At 67.6% G+C, this 18,973-nt stretch carries 21 protein-coding genes and 2 tRNA genes; 12 read left to right on the top strand and 11 right to left on the bottom strand.

Going from position 1 to position 18,973, the window contains the following annotated elements; translation table 11 throughout:
* Positions 1-3 precede the first annotated feature (3 nt).
* Both M3G03_RS10635 and murI read left to right on the top strand, forming a co-directional pair.
* Positions 4-597 (top strand): DUF2017 domain-containing protein, encoded by a 594-nt coding sequence (locus M3G03_RS10635; RefSeq protein ID WP_259809751.1) that lies wholly within the window; start codon positions 4-6, stop codon positions 595-597.
* Positions 594-1,418, top strand: coding sequence for a glutamate racemase (gene murI / locus M3G03_RS10630; protein WP_259809750.1), 825 nt, complete (start codon positions 594-596; stop codon positions 1,416-1,418). Before M3G03_RS10635 ends, murI begins: the two co-directional genes overlap by 4 nt.
* A gap of 1 nt (position 1,419) precedes the next feature.
* Here murI and M3G03_RS10625 read toward each other — a convergent pair whose 3' ends face one another.
* The gene (locus M3G03_RS10625; RefSeq protein ID WP_259809749.1) at positions 1,420-1,968 is read right to left on the bottom strand and encodes a hypothetical protein; all 549 of its coding nucleotides are present in this window, start codon (positions 1,966-1,968) and stop codon (positions 1,420-1,422) included.
* Between the two features lies 1 nt (position 1,969).
* On the bottom strand, positions 1,970-2,449 hold the full coding sequence (locus tag M3G03_RS10620) for a SigE family RNA polymerase sigma factor (RefSeq protein ID WP_259809748.1): 480 nt from the start codon (positions 2,447-2,449) through the stop codon (positions 1,970-1,972).
* 96 nt (positions 2,450-2,545) lie between these two features.
* Here M3G03_RS10620 and M3G03_RS10615 point away from each other — a divergent pair, with 96 nt between their 5' ends.
* From M3G03_RS10615 to M3G03_RS10590, 6 genes are all read left to right on the top strand, one after another.
* The gene (locus tag M3G03_RS10615; protein ID WP_259809747.1) at positions 2,546-2,695 is read left to right on the top strand and encodes a hypothetical protein; all 150 of its coding nucleotides are present in this window, start codon (positions 2,546-2,548) and stop codon (positions 2,693-2,695) included.
* 40 nt (positions 2,696-2,735) lie between these two features.
* A complete protein-coding gene (rph, locus tag M3G03_RS10610) occupies positions 2,736-3,521 on the top strand; it encodes a ribonuclease PH (protein ID WP_259809745.1) in 786 nt (261 codons plus the stop codon).
* Positions 3,522-3,592: 71 nt separating this feature from the next.
* On the top strand, positions 3,593-4,243 hold the full coding sequence (gene rdgB / locus M3G03_RS10605; RefSeq protein WP_259809861.1) for an RdgB/HAM1 family non-canonical purine NTP pyrophosphatase: 651 nt from the start codon (positions 3,593-3,595) through the stop codon (positions 4,241-4,243).
* Positions 4,244-4,255: 12 nt separating this feature from the next.
* The gene (locus tag M3G03_RS10600; RefSeq protein WP_259809744.1) at positions 4,256-5,050 is read left to right on the top strand and encodes a thymidylate synthase; all 795 of its coding nucleotides are present in this window, start codon (positions 4,256-4,258) and stop codon (positions 5,048-5,050) included.
* A 79-nt stretch (positions 5,051-5,129) separates the two neighbouring features.
* Positions 5,130-6,149, top strand: coding sequence for a dihydrofolate reductase (locus M3G03_RS10595; protein WP_259809741.1), 1,020 nt, complete (start codon positions 5,130-5,132; stop codon positions 6,147-6,149).
* Entirely contained in the window at positions 6,146-7,501 is a 1,356-nt protein-coding gene (locus M3G03_RS10590) for a DNA polymerase IV (protein ID WP_259809740.1), read from the top strand. The genes M3G03_RS10595 and M3G03_RS10590 overlap by 4 nt, the downstream gene beginning before the upstream one ends.
* 73 nt (positions 7,502-7,574) lie before the next feature.
* On the opposite strand, the gene M3G03_RS10585 is transcribed toward M3G03_RS10590, so the two are convergent.
* The 6 genes from M3G03_RS10585 to bcp form a co-directional block, all read right to left on the bottom strand.
* Positions 7,575-9,140: a beta-1,3-glucanase family protein gene (locus M3G03_RS10585; protein ID WP_259809738.1), complete on the bottom strand. Its 1,566-nt coding sequence runs from the start codon at positions 9,138-9,140 to the stop codon at positions 7,575-7,577.
* Positions 9,141-9,271: 131 nt separating this feature from the next.
* Positions 9,272-9,571 carry a FeoC-like transcriptional regulator gene (locus tag M3G03_RS10580; RefSeq protein ID WP_259809736.1) on the bottom strand — a complete coding sequence of 100 codons (300 nt, stop codon included), beginning with the start codon at positions 9,569-9,571 and terminating at the stop codon, positions 9,272-9,274.
* Entirely contained in the window at positions 9,568-11,532 is a 1,965-nt protein-coding gene (feoB, locus tag M3G03_RS10575) for a ferrous iron transport protein B (protein WP_259809735.1), read from the bottom strand. The genes M3G03_RS10580 and feoB overlap by 4 nt, the downstream gene beginning before the upstream one ends.
* 13 nt (positions 11,533-11,545) lie before the next feature.
* Entirely contained in the window at positions 11,546-11,827 is a 282-nt protein-coding gene (locus M3G03_RS10570; RefSeq protein WP_259809734.1) for a FeoA family protein, read from the bottom strand.
* Positions 11,828-11,917: 90 nt separating this feature from the next.
* Positions 11,918-11,999, bottom strand: a tRNA-Leu gene (locus tag M3G03_RS10565).
* A 72-nt stretch (positions 12,000-12,071) separates the two neighbouring features.
* Complete coding sequence (bcp, locus tag M3G03_RS10560) at positions 12,072-12,551, bottom strand: thioredoxin-dependent thiol peroxidase (protein WP_259809732.1); 480 nt, start codon at positions 12,549-12,551, stop codon at positions 12,072-12,074.
* Between the two features lie 76 nt (positions 12,552-12,627).
* On the opposite strand from bcp, the gene M3G03_RS10555 reads away from it, so the two are divergent.
* The 4 genes from M3G03_RS10555 (at position 12,628) to M3G03_RS10540 (ending at position 16,548) form a co-directional block, all read left to right on the top strand.
* Complete coding sequence (locus tag M3G03_RS10555; RefSeq protein ID WP_259809731.1) at positions 12,628-12,990, top strand: DUF3618 domain-containing protein; 363 nt, start codon at positions 12,628-12,630, stop codon at positions 12,988-12,990.
* Positions 12,991-13,129: 139 nt separating this feature from the next.
* On the top strand, positions 13,130-14,506 hold the full coding sequence (locus tag M3G03_RS10550) for an ABC transporter substrate-binding protein (protein ID WP_259809730.1): 1,377 nt from the start codon (positions 13,130-13,132) through the stop codon (positions 14,504-14,506).
* Positions 14,507-14,606: 100 nt separating this feature from the next.
* Positions 14,607-15,569, top strand: coding sequence for a carbohydrate ABC transporter permease (locus tag M3G03_RS10545; RefSeq protein WP_259809729.1), 963 nt, complete (start codon positions 14,607-14,609; stop codon positions 15,567-15,569).
* A 1-nt stretch (position 15,570) separates the two neighbouring features.
* A complete protein-coding gene (locus M3G03_RS10540; RefSeq protein ID WP_259809728.1) occupies positions 15,571-16,548 on the top strand; it encodes a carbohydrate ABC transporter permease in 978 nt (325 codons plus the stop codon).
* Positions 16,549-16,712: 164 nt separating this feature from the next.
* Here the strand turns inward: M3G03_RS10540 and M3G03_RS10535 are convergent.
* From M3G03_RS10535 to M3G03_RS10525, 3 genes are all read right to left on the bottom strand, one after another.
* Positions 16,713-16,785, bottom strand: a tRNA-Lys gene (locus tag M3G03_RS10535).
* 50 nt (positions 16,786-16,835) lie between these two features.
* Positions 16,836-17,549 carry a type 1 glutamine amidotransferase gene (locus M3G03_RS10530; protein WP_259809727.1) on the bottom strand — a complete coding sequence of 238 codons (714 nt, stop codon included), beginning with the start codon at positions 17,547-17,549 and terminating at the stop codon, positions 16,836-16,838.
* On the bottom strand, positions 17,546-18,688 hold the full coding sequence (locus tag M3G03_RS10525; RefSeq protein WP_396121950.1) for a DUF1727 domain-containing protein: 1,143 nt from the start codon (positions 18,686-18,688) through the stop codon (positions 17,546-17,548). The genes M3G03_RS10530 and M3G03_RS10525 overlap by 4 nt, the downstream gene beginning before the upstream one ends.
* Positions 18,689-18,973: the final 285 nt, after the last annotated feature.

Here is an 18,973-nt window from a genome sequence, read left to right as displayed (position 1 = left end):
GGCGTGGGACGTTTCCGCCACATCGGGTCTGAGGTGTGGCTGCAGGTCGACCGCGACGAATTGCAGCTACTGAGCCAGTCGGTTTCGGAGTACATCACCCTCATCGACGATGGACGCCCGGTGGGCCCGCAGCCCCATGAGCTCTCCGAGGACGACCCGTTTGCTGCGTGGGAACGAAGCTTCGGCCAGGAACCCAGCATCGAGGACGAGCACCTCGACGACGAGCGCGACCCGGTCACCGAGCGACTGTTCCCGCCGGCCTACATCGACGACCCGGAGGCCGCGAGCGACTATCGCCGCTTCACCGAACCCGAGCAGCGGGCCGCCAAACTGTCCGCCGCCCAGGTGGTGCTGGATGACCTGGGCAAGGTGTCCCGCGGCGAGGTCCGCATCCGCCAGGAGCACATCGATGCCTGGCTGAAGACGCTGAACTCACTCAGGCTCGTGCTGTCGGTGATGCTGGGCATCACTGACGAGATCACCAGTCACGATGTGGCGGAGCGTCCTGATGAGGACCCGCGCGCCTGGCTGCACACCTTCTATTCCTGGCTGGGATGGATGCTGGAGTCCCTGCTGGAATGCGTCCTGCCCGAATGAACGAGATTGAGCCCACCGCGCCGATCGGAGTCTTCGACTCGGGATTCGGCGGGCTCACGGTGGCCCGTGCCATCGCCGACGTACTGCCGAACGAGGACATCGTCTACGTCGGCGACACCGCCCGGGCGCCCTATGGGCCGCGTCCGATCGCCGAGGTGCGCAGGTTTGCGCTGGAATGCCTCGACAAGCTGGTCAACCACGGTGTGAAAGCCCTGGTCATCGCGTGCAACACCGCGTCCGCCGTGGTGCTGCGCGATGCCCGCGAACGCTACGACGTCCCGATTGTCGAGGTGGTGCTCCCCGCAGCTCGCCGGGCGGCAGCGGTGACCCGCAATGGACGCATCGGCGTGATCTGCACGAAGGCGACGGCCATCTCGATGGCCTACGAGGACGCCCTGGCGGCCAACCCGGGCGTTGCCGTCACCACCAGCCCCTGCCCACGGTTCGTGGAGTTCGTCGAGGCCGGCATCACCTCGGGGCCGGAGGTGCTGGCCGTGGCCCGCGACTACCTGGCGCCCATCAAGCGCGCTGGCTGTGACACCCTGATCCTGGGTTGCACCCACTACCCGCTACTTGAGGGGGTGGTCAGCTACGTCATGGGTGATGCGGTGAACCTGGTCAGCTCGTCGTCGGAAGCCGCGCAGGAGACCTGGCGAGTGCTCAACGACCTCCGGCTGGCCACCCCGAACCGCGATGGGTCGCACCGGCTCTTCCTCACCACCGGGGACGCCGAACGTTTCCAGGGCATCAGTCGTCGCCTGCTGCCCGCCTTCGTGAACACCGCCCACGAGATCCACGTCGGGTCACTGCCCACACGCTGAGTCAGCACTCCTTGGACTGGAAGACGCCCCACTTCCCCTTGCCCATGTCGACGGCAATGCGGCAGGACTCCGGGCTACCCTTCTGGACCGCGATGGCCGCCCCCACGCGGGTGGCAGTGGAGGAGCCATCGGGCCACGAGCCGCGCCAGATGGCCCTGGCCTTGTCCTGGATGTCCACGATGTTGCAGGGCACGGTGCCGATGCGTTTGCCGGGCTCGGCGGTCAGCGTCGGCTCGAGGACGTAGAAGTCCCCACCGTTCCAGTAGATGCCGCTGGCATAGCCAGCGATCTCAAAGACGCCATTCCGCGGCACGGGGGTGGGACACGTCGTGGCTGTCGGTGTCATGGATGTTGGCGTCGCGGCAGGCTCGGCGAGAATGGCTCGTGGCCACCAGCGAATCGTGGCCCCGACCACCAGGGCGAGCGCAGACACCAGCGCCACCGCAATGACCAGGTGCTGGCGTCGACGGCGTCGCAGCGCTTCCCGGTGCACCTGCCACAGGTCCAGCGGTTCCAGGTCCGGCACCAGCTGCCTCAAACGATCGGTCATCTCACACCTCCACGAGGTCACGCAGGACGGGATTGGACCGCAGCCGGTCAAGCGCTCGGGCGGTCTGGGTGGTGACGGTCTGCTCGCTGCAGCCCAGCGCGGCGGCCGTCTCACGGACGCTGAGGTCATCCAGGTGGCGCAGCGCCACCACGGCCCGCTGCTGCTGGGGCAGTTGGGCGAGCGCGGCGACCAGGGCTTGGCGTTCGAGGGCGATGGCGTCCTCGGTGGGGGAGTCGGGGACTTCTGCCCTGGGGCTCTCGGGCCGTCGACGCTGCGAGCGCCACGTGTTTAGCACGATCGTGCGCAGATAGGCCCGCGGGACCTTCGCGCGGAGGACGAGCCGCTGCTTGGTGAAGGCGCGGATCAGGGCCTCCTGGGCGAGGTCTCGGGCGTCCTCGGGATTGCCGGTGAGCGCCCAGGCCAGCCGCAGCACACCGGCCTGCTCACGCACCACCAGCTCCTCGAAGTCATTGAGCGCCATCGGTTCCTCCTCCCTCACCCCCTGTGACGGCCTGGTCGGCCGCTTTCGTCAACAACTCTTCCGGATTGGTGTGGGTACGCTGGTGAGGCGGGCCGTGTGACCCGCTCGAACGACGAGGAGATGACCATGTGCACCAAGGTGACCTGCGCGAAGTGCGGCAAGCCGACCTGGAAGGGCTGCGGGGAGCACATCGAGGATGCGCTGCGCGGCGTCCCCCAGGCTGAGCGCTGCACCTGCCCGCGCTGACCTGGCCTGCCCGCTCTGCGAGGTGGCTAGGCTGGCGTCCATGACCCAGACCCCCGCCACTCCCAGCAGGCGTTCCGACGGACGCGCCGATGACCAGCTGCGCCCGGTGCGCATCACCCGCGGCTGGCTGGACCATGCCGAGGGATCGGTGCTGGTCGAGTTCGGCAATACCCGCGTCCTGGTGGCGGCCAGCGTCACCGAAGGGGTTCCGCGCTGGCGCAAGGGCAGTGGCCTGGGCTGGCTGACCAGCGAGTACGCCATGCTGCCGCGTGCCACCCACGACCGTTCCGATCGCGAGTCCCACAAGGGACGCATCGGAGGGCGCACCCACGAGATCAGCCGCCTCATCGGCCGTGCGTTGCGTGCTGTCGTGGACCTCAAGGCGCTGGGGGAGAACACCATCGTCATCGACTGCGACGTGCTCCAGGCCGACGGCGGCACCCGGACCGCCTCCATCACCGGTGCCTATGTCGCGCTGGTCGACGCGGTCGAGTGGCTGCGCCAGCGCGGATCGCTGGCCGGGGAGCCGCTGAAGGACTCGGTGTCGGCAATCTCGGTGGGCATCGTGAACGGCCGTCCGGTGCTGGACCTGCCCTATGACGAGGACTCCACCGCCGGCACCGACATGAACATCGTGGTTGCCGGCAATGGGGACTTCATCGAGGTCCAGGGCACCGCCGAGGGTGTTCCCTTCAACCGCGACGAACTCAACGCGCTGCTCGACCTCGGCCTCAAGGGCTGCGCCGAGCTCGCCGCCATGCAGCAGCAGGCCCTCGCCGAACCCCTGGTGAAGCGTTCCGCACGCCCGATCGGAGAACAGTCATGACCCAGACTCCCCGCGTCCCCCAGATCGTGCCGCCACGCCTGCCGCAGGTGCCCGACCTGCCCGCTGAACCGATGAAGGTCGTGCTGGCAAGCCACAACGCCAAGAAGCTGGCCGAGTTGCAGCGGCTGGTCGCGTCCGAGCAGCTGTTCATCGAGATCGTCGGCCTGAATGCCTGGCCCGAGCACGAGCCCCCCGCCGAGACCGGCACCACCTTCGCCCAGAATGCCCTGATCAAGGCACGGGCCGCGGCGCAGGCCACCGGGCTCCCGTCGCTGGCCGATGACTCCGGCATCGAGGTGGACGCCCTCAACGACATGCCCGGTATCCGTTCCGCGCGCTGGGACGGGCCGGCCTGCGACGACCGCGCCAACCTGGAGCTGCTGCTCCGACAGACCGATGACGTCCCCACCTCCCGGCGCGGCGCCCGTTTCGTCTGTGTGATGGCCTTCGCCACTCCGGAGGGCTTCGAGGAGACCCGACCGGGCATCTGGCCGGGGTCCCTGGCCACCGAGGCGCGCGGCAGCAATGGTTTCGGCTACGACCCGATCTTCATCCCGGAGGGCTCCGAGCTGACCAGCGCCGAGCTCAGCCCCGAGGAGAAGGACGCCCAGTCCCACCGAGCTCGCGCCGTCCGCGAGATCCTCGAGGTGCTCAAGGACTACCAGCGCGACCAGATCCTGGGCGGCGGCGCCGACGCCGAGCCCCGTAGCAACGACCTCTGAGGGGAGCCGAGCATGAAGCAGTACCACGACCTCCTGCGCCGCGTCACCGATGAAGGTATCGACAAGGCCGACCGCACCGGCGTGGGCACCCGCAGCGTGTTCGGCCACCAGATGCGCTTCCACCTGGCCGACGGTTTCCCCCTGCTGACCACCAAGAAGGTGCACACCCGCTCGGTCTTCGGCGAACTGTTGTGGTTCCTGCGCGGCGACACCAACATCAACTGGCTCCACGAGAACAAGATCACCATCTGGGACGAGTGGGCCGATGACCAGGGCGAGCTCGGGCCGGTCTACGGCCACCAGTGGCGCTCCTGGCCGACCCCCGATGGGCGACACGTCGACCAGATCGCCAAGGTCATCCACGACCTGCAGGCCAGCCCCGACTCACGTCGCCACATCGTCTCGGCCTGGAACGTGGCCCAGCTGGACGAGATGGCGCTGCCGCCCTGCCACCTGCTCTTCCAGTTCTACGTGGCCAAGGGGCGCCTGAGCTGCCAGGTGTACCAGCGCTCCGCCGATGTCTTCCTCGGCGTCCCGTTCAACATCGCGTCCTATGCGCTGCTGACGCACATGATGGCGCAGGTTTGCGGCTACGCCGTGGGCGACCTTGTGCTCACCCTTGGCGACGCGCACATCTACCAGAACCACCGTGAGCAGGTCGCCACCCAGCTTTCCCGGGAACCGCGTCCGCTGCCGCGTCTCGTGCTGAATCCGGCGGTCCGCGACATCGACGAGTTCACCCTGGAAGACATGAGCATCGAAGGCTACGACCCGCACCCGACCATCAAGGCGCCCATAGCGGTCTGAGGCGGTTCCCCACGGCTAAGCTAGGGCCCGACGACAGATCGACCGACTCGACAGGCGTTCGACGCCAAAAGGGAGCCCCATGCAGATTGTCAGCATCGCCGCCGTGGCCGAGAACATGGTCATCGGGGACGGCAAGGACGTCCCGTGGCGGATTCAGTCGGACTGGGACCGCTTCCGTGAGCTGACCACCGACAACTTCGTCATCATGGGACGCTCCACCTACGAGTCCATCGGGCGTCCGCTGCCCAATCGCACCACCGTCGTGGTCACCCGGAACGAAGCCTTCGAAGCCCCTCCCGCGCAGGGCAAGACTCGCGTGCTCGTCGCCCACAGCATTGACGAGGCCATTCGCACCGCACGCACCAGCCGCGGGTCGATGGCCGATGACATCATCTACATCGCTGGCGGTGGACAGATCTACGCCCAGACCATGGACAAGGTGGACGCCCTCGACATCACCTGGGTCAAGCAGACCCCCGAGGGCAGCGTCCATTTCCCCGAGATCGACGAGAACACCTGGTTCCAGATCCGCCGTGAGGAGCACGGGACCCACGACTTCACCAAGTACGTGCCGATCAGCCACACCGAGCGCCTCACCCTCATCCCCGGCACCGTGAACGATGTCGACGACTGGAAGCGCATCTGGGAGGACGAGCGCATCTGGGAGCACGACCCCGAGCGAATCAAGCTGAAGGACGAGCAGGACGCCACCGACCGCCTGCAGGCGGTGACCCGTGGCTGGGACGAGAACTCCCTGGACCTGTGGACCATTCGCCTCACCGAGACCGCTGAGTTCCTCGGCATCGGCGGGGTCCAGCGCGTCACCCTCGAGAACGGCGACAAGGTCTGGATGCTGCGCTTCCAGCTTCTCCCTGAGAAGCAGGGCAACGGTTACACCCCCGAGATGATCAGCAAGGCGCTCGAGCGTGTTCGCCAGGTCGATCGCGAAGCCCGCGTGCGCCTGCTGATCCGCCCCAAGAACGCCAAGTCGATCGCGCTCGCCGAGGAGGCGGGTCTCAAGCGTGTCGAGGAGCGCCAGGACGCCATCGGCAAGACCGTCTACCTCTATCAGGGTTGGGTACGCCAGATCAGCCAGTGAGCTTCCCGGCTCGCACCCGCGCCAGCATCCTGCACCTGGACCTGGACGCCTTCTTCGCCGCCGTCGAGCAACGCGACAAGCCCTCCCTGCGGGGCAAGGCCGTTGTCGTCGGCGGCGTTGGTCGTCGTGGAGTGGTGTCCACCGCCTCCTATGAGGCGAGGGTTTTCGGTGTCCGGTCGGCAATGCCGGCCACTGAGGCTCGCAGATTGGCGCCGCACGCTGCCTTCCTGGGTGGGCGTTTCGAGGCCTACCGCCAGTCCAGCCGAATCGTCATGGCGCTGCTGCACGAGTTCTCCGACCGGGTGGAGGCGCTCAGTCTGGATGAGGCCTTCGTCGACCTGGCTGGCACGGACGCACCGGTGGCTGATCCGGGGGAACTTCACCACTACGCCGAGCGCCTGCGAGCTGAACTCTCCCGCAGGACGCTGGGTCTGACCGCTTCGGTGGGAATCGGCTCCTCCAAGCTGATGGCGAAGATCGGCTCCGAACTCGCCAAGCCCAATGGCGTCCGCATCATCGAGCCCGGGACCGAGGCCGAGGTGTTGGCCCCACTGTCGATCAGGGCCATTCCCGGGGTGGGTCCGGTGACCCACGAAAAGCTGGCGAGACTGGGGCTGAGAACTGTGGCGGACGTCCAGCAGGCGTCCCTGTCGGAACTGGTGCGCGAGGTGGGGCAGAGCTGGGGGCCGGAATTGCATGCCCTGGCCTGGGGGCGTGACCGCCGTGAGGTGAGCAGTCACCGCGAGGCCAAGTCGATCTCCCAGGAGAACACCTTCGAGGAGGACGTCACCGATCGCGGCTGGCTCGAATCGCGCCTTGATGCTGACGCGGCGCAGGTGTGCGCCAGGTTGCAGCGTCACGGACTGTTCGCCCGCACCATTCAGATCAAGGTGCGTCTGGGCGACTTCACCACGTGGACGCGATCGCGCACGCTCGCGGGGGCGACCGATGACCCTGAGCGCGTGGGGCGTGTGGGGCGGGAACTGCTGGGGCAGGTGGAGGTGAGTCGCGGCATCCGGCTGCTCGGTCTGGGAGTGTCAGGCTTCGCCGAAGCCGCGCAGGAGGAGCTGTTCATCGAGGACGAACCCGAGCGGGCAGGGGAGCAGGACGTGAGTGTCCAGGGGCCCTCGCTGCGGCGGCGCGGAACCGGCTACTGGCCCGGCGCCGATGTGGAACACGAGGCCTTCGGCCGGGGCTGGGTCTGGGGTGCCGGGCTCGGCCGCGTGACCGTGCGGTTCGAGACCCGGGACGCCCCCGGCGGGCCGGTGCGCAGCTTCTCCGAGGACGACCCGGACCTGCGACTGGTCGGCCCGCTGCCGATGGAGTGGGAACCGGCAGAACCGGCGCTGTAGCGGTCAGCAGCGGCATGGGGATGGTCCGCGCCGAGGTCGGTCGTGGGTCGTGGGCAGGCTGCACCCCACCCCGTCAGGGGAGGGTGATCGTGACCTGTCCCAGGGTGCCGGTCGAGGTGACCGTGACCCGGCGCGTGCCGACTGGGCCGGAGAGGTCCACCCGCACCGTGCCCGGCCCGGAAACGGCAGCACGGCTCGTGGAGCCGCCCTCGACGCTGATCGTCAGGATCCCCGGGGTGGTGCCGCTGCCCAGCGAGAGGGTGGCATAGCCGGGGTGTTTCTCGGTGAGGGTCACCATCGTGCCGGCGTCCTCCGCTGGGGGCGGGGTGGGAGTCGGCGCCGGGGTCGGGATGGGAGTCGGCGCCGGGGTCGGGGTGGGAGTCGGCTCCGGGGGAGCGGTGACCGCGCCGCCCAGCGGCTGCAGCGTGACACGTGCCGAGGTCGGTCGGGGATCATGCACCAGGGACTCGTGCTGGCCGACGTCATCGAAGGCGAAGGCGTAGGCGCGACCGTCCGCCATCGCGGCATGCACGGCCTGGGCGTACAGGTTGCGGCCCTCGGTGTTCTGGTAGTAGTCCTTCGCCGTCATGACCGGCTCGACGTCGTAGCGCCCCAGGGTTCCGCGCACCAGCGCTGCGCACAGGGTGCGGGCGATGGGGCCGGTGACCTGGTCATTGGGCAGTGCCTGGTTGCCCAGCCCGTTCAGGGCTCCATCGCAGCCCCACACGTCGACGCTGCGCGGTGCGGCGAAGGCGGCCACCTCGGTGCCGGTGGCGCTGGTGAAGCGCAGGACGCCGTCGCGGGTGCGTCCGGTGTACGTCAGCGAGGGCTGGTCCGGGAAGGGGTTGACCACCAGGGCGCGGGCCGTGTAGGTCTGCCAGGCTCGCTGGATGTAGGCGTCCAGATAGGTCGGCGAGAGCAGCCCGGCATGGGTGGAGTGGTGGGGTGAGAGGACGCGCACGACCTCTCCGGCCGAGTTGCGCACCACGGTCCGGGCCCAGTCCGGATCGGCCAGCAGGGTGTCGATCACCTTCTGACGTCCGCCAGGGACCAGGGTGCCTGTGCTGTGGGTGCCGTTCTGCCCGGTGACCTCCGCCGTCGCCGGTAGCGCCAACTGGTCGACCTGGGTCGGGTTCATCCAGAGGCCGCCATCGGAGTAGGTGAACTCCATCCAGTCGAACTGGAGCAGGCGGGCCGGGTCCGAGGGATCGCTCAACGAGGGCTGGCGCAGGCCGGTGCCATGCGGTGTGCCCACCAGCTGGAAGTCCAGGCTCCTGCCGAGGGAATAGTAGAGGCGCCCCGAGACGTTCTTCGGGACGCTGAGGGTGACTGACCTGCCGTTGGCGGGGCCCGGGATGGAGACATCAGGGGCCTGCACCGCGGTGCTGCCCGTCATCAGGGGCCACTCGTGGAAGAGACCGTTGGCGTCCACGTAGCCCTGGCGTCCGGTGGTGATGTCGGTGCCCAGGATGTGCAGGCTGAGCGGTTGGTCGCTGCCAGTGGTGTTGGTGAAGGTGACCGGCAGTCGGTCGGCGGTGGCGGCGTGGGCGGTCGGTGTCGAGGCCAGCGAGGTCACTGTCGAGATCAGTAGGGAGAGGAGGACGACGCCCAGGTGGGACGCCCGGCGAAGGTCGATCATGGTCTGCTTCCTGTGGAGGGACGAAGCAGCTTTCGGGAAGTGCGCAGCGGGCTGCGCGGCCAGCTGCCCCTTCACCCTAGGGCAGTTCACGGAACTTGTGTGATGTCGTCCACCTCATCGTGATGAGGAGTTCATCTGGGTCCTTTGCCCAGTGAGCTCCCGAGTGTGATCATCACCGGTCCGCGTGCATTGGCGGGCCCTGCGGCCCCGCAGCCGGCGGTGCCATCTGCCCTGCCGGAGGAACAGGTGCCACAGCCCTCATCGGGGCAGCCGGAGCTGAGCTGTTCGGTGTCCAGGCGTCCCATGCGGATCAGGTGGTCCAAGGAGGCGTCGACCACCTCGGGGTCGAGGTGGGTGGCTTCGGCGATCTCGACGCGGGACTTCGCGCCCTCGACGATGGCATGGAAGACCTGGGACAGCGGGCCGCTCACCAGAACAGCCTTCCCACCTGGAACACAGCCACCGCCAGCACCCACGCCGTCGCCAGCTGGAGTGCGACACCGAAGATGGTCCACTTCAGGCCGATCTCCCGTTTCTGGGCCGCCAGCGTGGCCACGCACGGGGTGTAGGCGAGCAGGAAGACCATGAACGCCCAGACGGCAGGCAGCGTGTGCCCCCCCGAGGAGTCATCGAAGGCGGATGTGATGGCGGCACCGAGTTCGGTCTGGTCTCCGGTCGCTCCCGGGTCCTCCACGGCGTAGGTCTGGGCCCAGGAGGAGATGACGGCTTCCTTGGCGACGAAACCGGTGACCAACGCGCCGGTGGTCTGCCAGGTGTCGAAGCCGGCGGGGGCGAAGATGGGGGAGACGGTCCTGGCGACGGCGGCGTAGGCGGAGTCGTCGGGCGGCACCTCGCCGAAGGAATGACCGCCGGTGACCGGCGTCGCCTGCAGCGCCCAGACCGCGATGACGGTGGCGACGATGATGCCGGTCGCGGTTTGCAGGAAGCCCTTCAACCGCGTCCAGGTGGCCATGGAGATCAGCCGCAGCGTGGGGCGCTGGTAGGGCGGCAGGTCCATGATCAGGGCCTCAGAACCCATGGTGCGCCACAGGGTGTGCTTCAGCAGCAGCCCGGTCAGCACGATCAGGGCAATCGAGACCAGGTACATCGCGAACACGACGGTGCCGGCGTGGCCGGGGAAGAAGATGCTGCCCATCATGACGTAGACGGTCAGTCGGGCGGAGCAACTGGTGAACGGGACCAGCAGGGCGGTCAGGATGCGCTGGCGCAGGGTCGGCATCACCCGGGTCGCGGCGATGGCCGGCACATTGCAACCGAAGCCGACGATCAGCGGCAGGAAGGCCTTGCCGGGCAGCCCGATGGCGCGCATCAGGCGGTCGGCGACCACGGCGGCGCGCGCCATGTAGCCGGAATCCTCCAGCAGGGCCAGCAGCAGGAACATCAGGGCCATCAGGGGCACGAAGGTCAGCAGCATGCCGACGCCGGCGATGAGGCCGTCGATCAGCAACCCGTGGACGATGGGGTTGTCCAGCCCGATGGCCTGCAGGCCCTTGGCTGCGGCGTCGCTGAGCGGGCCCGCCACGAAGGTGTCCAGACCATCCTGCAGCGGGGCGGCGACCGTGGTGGTCACCTGGAAGACCGCCCACATCGTCACCAGGAAGACGATCGGCCCCCAGACGCGGGACAGGGCGATCCGGTCGAGCTTGTCCGACCAGTTGCGGCGGGTGGCCGCCTTGCGGTCCACGGCTCCACTGATGGCTGCGTCGATCCAGCTGAAGCGGTCGTCCGCCAGGTCGAACTCGTCCAGGCCCTCAGGCAGGGGACGCCCGGAGGTGGGCGGGAGAGCCAGTTCGCGCGCGACGGTCGCGTCCAGCTCGTCAAGACCGGTGCGACGGCGTGGGTCGACGCGGACCACCGGACATCCGAGCGCGCCCGAGAGCGCTGCGGTGTCCACGGTGATGCCACGCCGTTCGGCGACGTCTCCCATGGTCAGGGCGACGACGACGCGGTAGTCGAACTCGCGGACCTGGCTGACCAGGTAGAGCGAGCGCGCCAGATGGGCGGCGTCTGCGGTGACGATGACCAGGTCGGGGCGTTCCTCGACGGGTTTGTCGACCAGGAGGGCGCGGGTGAGTTCCTCGTCGGGGGAGGCGGGGTCGAGGGAGTAGGCGCCGGGCAGGTCCACCAGGTCATAGGTCTGGGAGCCCTTCCAGGCGCCGCGGCCGACCTCAACGGTGGTGCCGGGCCAGTTGCCCATGGTGCGACGGGCGCCGGTCAGGGTGTTGAAGAGGGTGGACTTGCCCACATTGGGCGCTCCGGCGAGGGCGACCACGGGGGCGCCAGAGGGGGCGATGGCTGCCGTGTTGTCCTCGTGGCAGGAAGGAACCGAGGTCGCCGTGACGGTGCCGCCCGAGCCGTGGGCGGGGGTCATGCGTGTGCGGGGGTCATGAGTGTGCGGGGGAGACGTGCATCGAGGCGAGCGTGGCGGCGTCCAGTGCCAGCCAGGCGTCGGCGACGCCGATCACTCGTCCGCCGCCGGGGGTGCGCTGCCCGGCGGTGATGGTGGCCCCGCGGCGCAGGCCGAGTTCGGCCAGTCGCTTCATGGCGGCGGCGTTCGCTTCGGTGCGCAGGACGCAGGTGACCACGCCGGGGGTGCCGCTCTGGCACTGTCGCAGGTCAAGGCACTGCGAACACCCGGTGGGTGGGGTGGCGGTCACGTCGGTCATGCGGATCAGGGTACGCCTGCGGGTGAGGCTCCCCTAAGCCGGGGTCAATATTGGTGACATCGGCCTGATGTAAACCTGGACGGGCGCGAGTGCCGGAGAAGGGACTCGAACCCTCACACCCAGGGGCACAGGAACCTAAATCCTGCGTGTCTACCAATTCCACCACTCCGGCGCGCGGGCCATACTACCCCCGCGAGACGGCGACCAGCCGCCACGGGCCGTGCGATGTTCCAGCAGCCGCCGGTCAAACGCCCAGCTCGCGACGGAGCCGCTCGACGTGACCGGTCGCCTTGACGTTGTACTGGGCGAGCGCGATGGTCCCCTTGCCGTGGGCGTCCACGTCGACGACAAAGGTCGAGCGCAGGACGCCGGTGACCTCCTTGCCGTAGAGCTTGCGCGTCCCCCAGGCGCCGTAGGCCTGGATGACGTTCTTGTCGGGGTCGGCCAGCAGCGGGAAGCCGAGTGACTCCTGGGCCACGAACTTCGCCAGCTTCGCGGGCGTGTCGGGGCTGATGCCCAGCACCTTGACGCCTGCGCCGTTCAGTTCGGCCAGGGCGGCGCTGAAGTCGACTGCCTGGGTCGTGCAGCCCGGGGTGAGGGCGGCGGGGTAGAAGTAGACGATCACGCGCTGGTCGGCGAAGTCCGACAGCCTGACCGTCTCCCCAGTCGAGTCCGGCAGGGCGAAATCCGGGGCGAGGGATCCCATCTCAAGGCGCTTGTCCATGCCGCAAACCCTATAGGCTGGCGTGGTGGTGGGCCCCCCGTGTAGCCCACTGATCATGGCGACACATGGAGGAACCGTGGCTGACAAGAAGCCCCAGGACAATCGCACTGCCGAGCAGATCCGTCGTGACTTGGCTGCGGCCCGCGCCCGGGTTTCCGCGCAGGTTGAACAGTTGGTCGAAGAGGTGCACCCCACTGCCATCAAGGATCGCACCATCGACCAGGCCCGGGCCTTCGCCCAGACCGAGTTCGAGTCCGCCAAGTCCACCATCAAGGACGAGGCCGGCTGGCGCGTGGACCGCCTCGTCGCTGTGGGCGGGGCCGTCCTGGGCGTGGTGACCTTCCTGCTGACGGTTCGAGCCATCACCGGTGCGGGGCGCAAGAAGGCGATCCAGAAGCGTGAGCTCAAGGGGCTGGCTCGCTCGCTCCGCGACGACTGAGCCCTGAGCGCGTGGCCATTGTTGCCACACCGTTATGTACTCACGGGCCCCGTTTGCCGCAGATCTGGGACACGTCTGACAGCATGGTCACGACCCCGAGGCCGTCTCATTGGTGACACGGCCAGACAAGGAGAAAACCATGCGTCTCAAGCGCATCGCGGCTGCGATCAGCGCGACGGTGCTGGCCATGACGATGGCCAGCTGCGCCGACACCGGTGACGACGGCGGCAGTGGATCCGACGGTACCAAGGCAGAGGCTGGCGCCATCGACTGTGCCCCCTACAAGGCCTTCGGCGACCTGAAGGGCAAGGAGGTCCATGTCTACACCTCCATCGTGGCCCCCGAGGACCAGCCCCACATCGACTCCTACAAGCCTTTTGAGGACTGCACCGGAGCCAAGGTCAAGTACGAGGGCTCCAAGGAGTTCGAGGCCCAGCTGCTGGTGAAGGTGAAGGGCGGCAATGCCCCTGACATCGCCTTCATCCCACAGCCCGGCCTGCTGCAGACACTGGTCAAGGAGACCGGCAAGGTGGTCGAGGCCCCGAAGGAGACCGCGGCCAATGTCGACAAGTACTGGGAGAAGTCCTGGAAGGAGTACGGCTCGGTCGACGGCAAGTTCTACGCCGCCCCACTGGGCGCGAACGTGAAGTCCTTCGTCTGGTACTCACCCTCCATGTTCAAGGACAAGGGCTACGAGGTCCCCAAGACCCTCGACGAGCTGATGAAGCTCACCGAGAAGATCGCCGCCGATGATAAGGACGCCAAGCCCTGGTGCGTCGGCTTCGGATCCGGAGACGCGACTGGCTGGCCGGGCACGGACTGGCTGGAGGACTTCATGCTCCGTACCGCCGGACCCGACGCCTATGACAAGTGGGTCAAGCACGAAACTCCCTTCAACGCTCCCGAGGTCTCCAAGGCCATGGACCAGATGGGCAAGATCCTCAAGGACCCCAAGTACGTCAATGGCGGTTTCGGTGATGTGAAGTCGATCGCCACCACCACCTTCCAGGACGCTGGCCAGCCGATTCTGGACAAGAAGTGCTACATGCACCGCCAGGCGTCCTTCTACGCCGCCAACTGGCCGGAGGGCACCAAGGTGGCCGAGGACGGCGACGTCTTCGCCTTCTACCTGCCCGGCGAGAAGGCTGATGGCGAGAAGCCGGTCCTGGGTGGCGGCGAGTTCGTTGCTGCCTTCTCCGACCGTCCCGAGGTGAAGGCCTTCCAGACCTACTTGAGCTCCGCCGAGTGGGCGAATGCGAAGGCGAAGTCCACCCCTGGTGGCGGCTGGGTGTCGGCGAACAAGGGCCTGGAGGTGGAGAACCTGAAGTCCCCGATCGACAAGCTGTCGGCCGAGACCCTGGCTGACCCGAAGGCCGTCTTCCGCTTCGACGGATCCGACCTGATGCCCGGTGCCGTGGGCGCCGGCACCTTCTGGAAGGGCATGACCAACTGGATCACCGGCGCGGACACCAAGTCCCAGCTGGACATGATCGAGAAGTCCTGGCCGAAGAAGTGATCCTCGGGTCGCTGCTTCACGGTCACCGACCCGTCACCTGATAATGCGGCCGTGCCGGGGCATTGGCGCCCCGGCGCGGCCTTCATCCTGAGGAGAACCCATGGACCTCGCGTCCAAGTTCATCCCCATGCTGATCGCCCTGCTGGCCTTCGCCGCCGTCGTTGCGGTGGTCATGACTGTGGGATGGCTGATCAGCCGGGGGAGCAACAAGTTCACTGATGCCCTGCAGGGCTACTGGTTCATCCTGCCGGTCATGCTGATGCTGGCGGTCGGCCTGCTCTACCCCGGGCTGCTCACCATCCGCCAGAGCTTCGGCGGAGCCGACGGAGCCACCGGCTTCAGCATGAGCAACTATGTCGACATCTTCCGCGATCCGGAGATGCGCAAGGTCGTCCTGAACACCCTGCTCTGGGTGGCTCTGGTCCCGACGCTGTCGACCCTGGTCGGCATGGTCTACGCGATTCTCGTTGACCGCTCCCGGGTGGAGGCCTTCGCCAAGGCGCTGGTCTTCCTGCCCATGGCGATCTCGATGGTCGGTGCCTCGATCATCTGGAAGTTCGTCTACGACTACCGCCCCGCTGGACGCGACCAGATCGGCCTGTTCAACGCCATCCTCGATGGCCTGGGGATGGAACCGGTCAACTTCATGCTGAGCCAGCCCTGGAACAACTTCTGGTTGATCATCGTCATGGTCTGGATCCAGGCCGGTTTCGCGATGACGGTGATCTCAGCGGCAATCAAGGCAATCCCGGACGACATCATCGAGGCGGCGAAGATCGACGGCACCGGTGCGTGGAATCTGTTCCGTTTCATCACCCTGCCCAGCATCCGTGGGTCTCTGGTCGTGGTGCTGACCACCATCGCCATCGGCACGCTGAAGGTCTTCGACATCGTGCGCACCATGACCGGTGGCCAGTTCGGCACCTCGGTCATTGCCAATGAGTTCTACAACAAGGCGTTCCGCTACAGCCAGTACGGCAGCGGAGCGGCGCTGGCGGTGCTGCTGTTCATCATGGTCATCCCGATCGTGGTCTACAACGTCATCCAGCTGAGGAGGTCCTGACATGTCACAGGCACTGGTGAATCCCGAGGGGCCCATGCCGGACGAGCCGGACCCGAACGGCACCGGTAACGACCTCAGCACCCTGGACGGTGCCAGCACCCAGCCGGCCGGTCGTCGGCGCAAGAAGGCAGTCGGGGAGGCGGCCCGCGCCGTCAGCTCGCCGTGGGCGTCCCTGGTCGCGATCATCATCGCCGTGATGTGGACGCTGCCCACCCTGGGTCTTCTGGTCACCTCCTTCCGTACCCAGAAGGACGTGCAGGCGACCGGTTGGTGGCATGCCTTCGTCAAGCCGTGGTTCACCATGAAGAACTACGAGCAGGCACTGTTCGGCTCCACCACGAGCCTGGCGGACTACTTCGTGAACTCGCTGGTGATCACGATCCCGGCAGTGCTGATCCCCCTGATGCTGGCCGCCCTGGCGTCCTACTCCTTCGCCTGGATCAAGTTCCCGGGCCGGGACTTCCTGTTCGTCCTGGTGTTCGCGCTGCAGGTTGTCCCGCTGCAGGTGGCGCTGATCCCGCTGCTGCAGTTCTTCAACAGTTCCGGCATCGACGGGTTCTGGCGTGTGTGGTTGGCGCACTCGATCTTCGCATTGCCGCTGGCGGTGTTCCTGCTGCACAACTTCATGAAGGATCTTCCCGGGGAATTGATGGAGGCGGCTCGCGTCGATGGCGCCGGCCACACCCAGATCTTCTTCCGGATCATCATCCCGCTGCTCACCCCGGCGCTGGCGAGCTTCGGCATCTTCCAGTTCCTGTGGGTGTGGAACGACCTCCTGGTCTCGCTCATCTTCCTGGGCGGCTCCCAGGACGTCGCTCCGTTGACGGTGCGTGTGGCGGAGCTCTCGGGTACCCGGGGCAACGCCTGGTACCTGCTGGCAGCGGGCGCGTTCATCTCGATGATCGTGCCGGTGGCAGTGTTCCTGGGCCTGCAGCGCTACTTCGTCCGTGGCCTGTTGGCCGGTGGCCTGAAGGGCTGAGGCCGCCGCCTTCGCCTCCTTGCCCGCGCAACTTCGATCCGCCCGCCCCCGGTGGGCCGCAAGTCGGAGTCGCGCGGGCAAGTGCGTGAAAGGCGGCGAGCGAGACGTCCAGCACGTACAGGTCCGGGAAAGCACGAGGCCCCTCCGAAGAGGGGCCCCACTCGTACGCCGCCTGGGACTCGAACCCAGAACCCGCTGATTAAGAGTCAGCTGCTCTGCCAATTGAGCTAGCAGCGCGCGCGAGAAGTAACTATACCCAGCCGTGACCCGAAAGTGAAATCGAGGTGTCATGCGCCTCGGGCGGCGGCGATTCGTTCGGCGCGGAGCTTCTCCACCGAGGGCATCGGGAGCGGGTCCAGATCATGTCCGAGTGCCTTTTCGAGCAGGTGGTCGGCCAGGTCGGGGTTGCGCACCAGCACCGGTCCATGGGGGTAGGTGCCGACGACCTGGCCTTGCACGGCACCCTCGGTGCCATCGCCGCAGTTGCCGATGCCCTTCTCCACCCGGGCCAGCGGAGTGGCCTCCGGTCCGAGCTCGGTGTAGCCGCCGTGGTTCTCGAAACCTGTGATCAGGCTGGTGCTGCCATCGGGACGCGTCCAGCTGTGCAGCACCTCGCCCACCGCACGCTTGGCACCTCGGCGGGTGGTGACGTCCAGCAGGCCCAGGCCCTGGTAGACCTCGTCGTGGTCGCCGACCGTGAAGCTCTTGCCCAGGATCTGGTAGCCAGCGCAGACTGCGAACAGCACCGCACCCTTGTCGAGACCACGGAAGAAATCGCCACTCTTCTGCAGCTCGCGCACCGCTGAGATCTGGGCCATGTCCTCCCCTCCGCCGAGCAGGTAGACGAGCCCGTCATCGGGGATCCGCTGCCCGGGCTCGACCTCGACGAGTTCGGCGTCCATGCCGCGCCGGCGCAGGCGCTCCACCAGGACGGTGGAGTTGCCCCGGTCGCCGTAGATACCCAGCAGGGACTGGAAGACGAGGACGATCTTGGCGGTCATGCGAGGCCTCCCAGCTTGCGCAGCTTCTGGAACGGGGTATAGGTCGAGACGACGTCGACGGGACCTTCAAGGTCCTTCAGCCGGGGGGCGGCGAAGGCCTCCATCAGGTCGGGGATCACCATGTGCTCCACCCCCGCATAGTCGAGGCGCACGGCCAGGTCCTGGGCGCGCGGCCCGGTGCAGATCACCTGCCTCCCCGCGAGTTGCTCGAAGGACACATCCCACAGCCAGCTCATGTCGCGTCCATCGGCGGCCGCCGCGTTCATCGCCAGGATCACCGGATCAGTGGCCGCCAGCGGCAGGGACTCGGCCCAGCCGGCCGGGTTCTTGGCCAACAGCAGTCGCCCCTGGACGCCGTTGAAGGTGCCCACCGCGTAGCGCCCCGAGGGTGCCTGGACGGTCTGCATGCCCCGCAGTGCGGTCTCCGGGGGCACTCCCATGACGCGGGCGGCGGCGAACGCGCAGGCGGCATTGGCGAGGTTGAAGCGTCCGGGCACCTGGAGTTCGAGGGTGTAGCGGTGTCCGAGCGGGTCCACCACCTCGTCGCCATCCAGGACGTAGTCGGCATCAGGCTGGGTGAGGTCTCCCTGCGGGCAGCGCCACTTGCCCTCTTCACGGCCCAGGATCGCGCCGCAGCCTGGGCAGAGGGTGGCGTCCTGGGTCCAGGGATCGCGGGTGTCGACCCAGATCACCCGACGGGCGTGGTCGACCGACCAGACCACCAGCGGGTCGCAGGCATTGGCCACCACCACCGGTCCGAGGTCACCGGCGGTCTGCAGCGCCTCGCGCCAGCCCCGCCCCAGGGACTTGAGCTCGTGGTTGCGGTCCAGCTGGTCGCGGCTGAAGTTGAGCAGCACCAGCACTTCGGGAGCACCCACCGAGACCACGGTGGGCACCACTCGCTCATCACACTCCAGGACGGCGATGGTGGCATGGGGTGCGGTCGCCAGCGCCGAGGCCATGCCCGCGTGCAGGTTCGCACCATCAGCATTCGTGACGACGTCTCGTGGGTCGGCCAGACCGGCGCGGACCGCAGCGGTCAGCAGGTGGGTGGTGGTGGTCTTGCCGTTCGTGCCCGACACCGCAGCGACGCGACGTTCGGCCAGCAACTTGCCCAGGGCGTGCCGGTCGACGGTCAGCATCACCTTGCCGCGAATGGACGCTCCCGACCCGCGACCGGACAGTCGTGAAGCGAGGGCCGCCCCCGATCCGGCCAGGGATGCGGCGCCCAGTTGGGCCCGTCCGAGGATTCCGGGGCGTGAGCGGGTGAAGCGGAGACGCGGGCGAGCCATGGCGTCCATTCTGGCATGGGAGCGGAATCGCCGTAGAACGCAGAAAGCCCCCGATCTGCGGGGGCTGAACGAGTGTGGGGTGCCTGAGTAGTACGTTTGGCAACTCCGCCCCCAAGACAAAAACCCTGGTCA

The organism is Aestuariimicrobium sp. p3-SID1156, assembly GCF_025144225.1.
GTDB lineage: Bacteria > Actinomycetota > Actinomycetes > Propionibacteriales > Propionibacteriaceae > Aestuariimicrobium.
This window is presented reverse-complemented; position numbering and strand designations above follow the sequence as displayed.

Coding starts and splice junctions, on each gene's coding strand:
- M3G03_RS10540 (WP_259809728.1), top strand. CDS start 15,571: ATGTCACAGGCACTGGTGAATCCCGAGGGGCCCATGCCGGACGAGCCG.
- M3G03_RS10585 (WP_259809738.1), bottom strand. CDS start 9,140: ATGATCGACCTTCGCCGGGCGTCCCACCTGGGCGTCGTCCTCCTCTCC.
- rph (WP_259809745.1), top strand. CDS start 2,736: ATGACCCAGACCCCCGCCACTCCCAGCAGGCGTTCCGACGGACGCGCC.
- M3G03_RS10595 (WP_259809741.1), top strand. CDS start 5,130: ATGCAGATTGTCAGCATCGCCGCCGTGGCCGAGAACATGGTCATCGGG.
- bcp (WP_259809732.1), bottom strand. CDS start 12,551: ATGGACAAGCGCCTTGAGATGGGATCCCTCGCCCCGGATTTCGCCCTG.
- murI (WP_259809750.1), top strand. CDS start 594: ATGAACGAGATTGAGCCCACCGCGCCGATCGGAGTCTTCGACTCGGGA.
- M3G03_RS10550 (WP_259809730.1), top strand. CDS start 13,130: ATGCGTCTCAAGCGCATCGCGGCTGCGATCAGCGCGACGGTGCTGGCC.
- M3G03_RS10600 (WP_259809744.1), top strand. CDS start 4,256: ATGAAGCAGTACCACGACCTCCTGCGCCGCGTCACCGATGAAGGTATC.
- M3G03_RS10545 (WP_259809729.1), top strand. CDS start 14,607: ATGGACCTCGCGTCCAAGTTCATCCCCATGCTGATCGCCCTGCTGGCC.
- rdgB (WP_259809861.1), top strand. CDS start 3,593: ATGAAGGTCGTGCTGGCAAGCCACAACGCCAAGAAGCTGGCCGAGTTG.
- feoB (WP_259809735.1), bottom strand. CDS start 11,532: ATGACCCCCGCCCACGGCTCGGGCGGCACCGTCACGGCGACCTCGGTT.
- M3G03_RS10530 (WP_259809727.1), bottom strand. CDS start 17,549: ATGACCGCCAAGATCGTCCTCGTCTTCCAGTCCCTGCTGGGTATCTAC.
- M3G03_RS10625 (WP_259809749.1), bottom strand. CDS start 1,968: ATGACCGATCGTTTGAGGCAGCTGGTGCCGGACCTGGAACCGCTGGAC.
- M3G03_RS10570 (WP_259809734.1), bottom strand. CDS start 11,827: ATGACCGACGTGACCGCCACCCCACCCACCGGGTGTTCGCAGTGCCTT.
- M3G03_RS10620 (WP_259809748.1), bottom strand. CDS start 2,449: ATGGCGCTCAATGACTTCGAGGAGCTGGTGGTGCGTGAGCAGGCCGGT.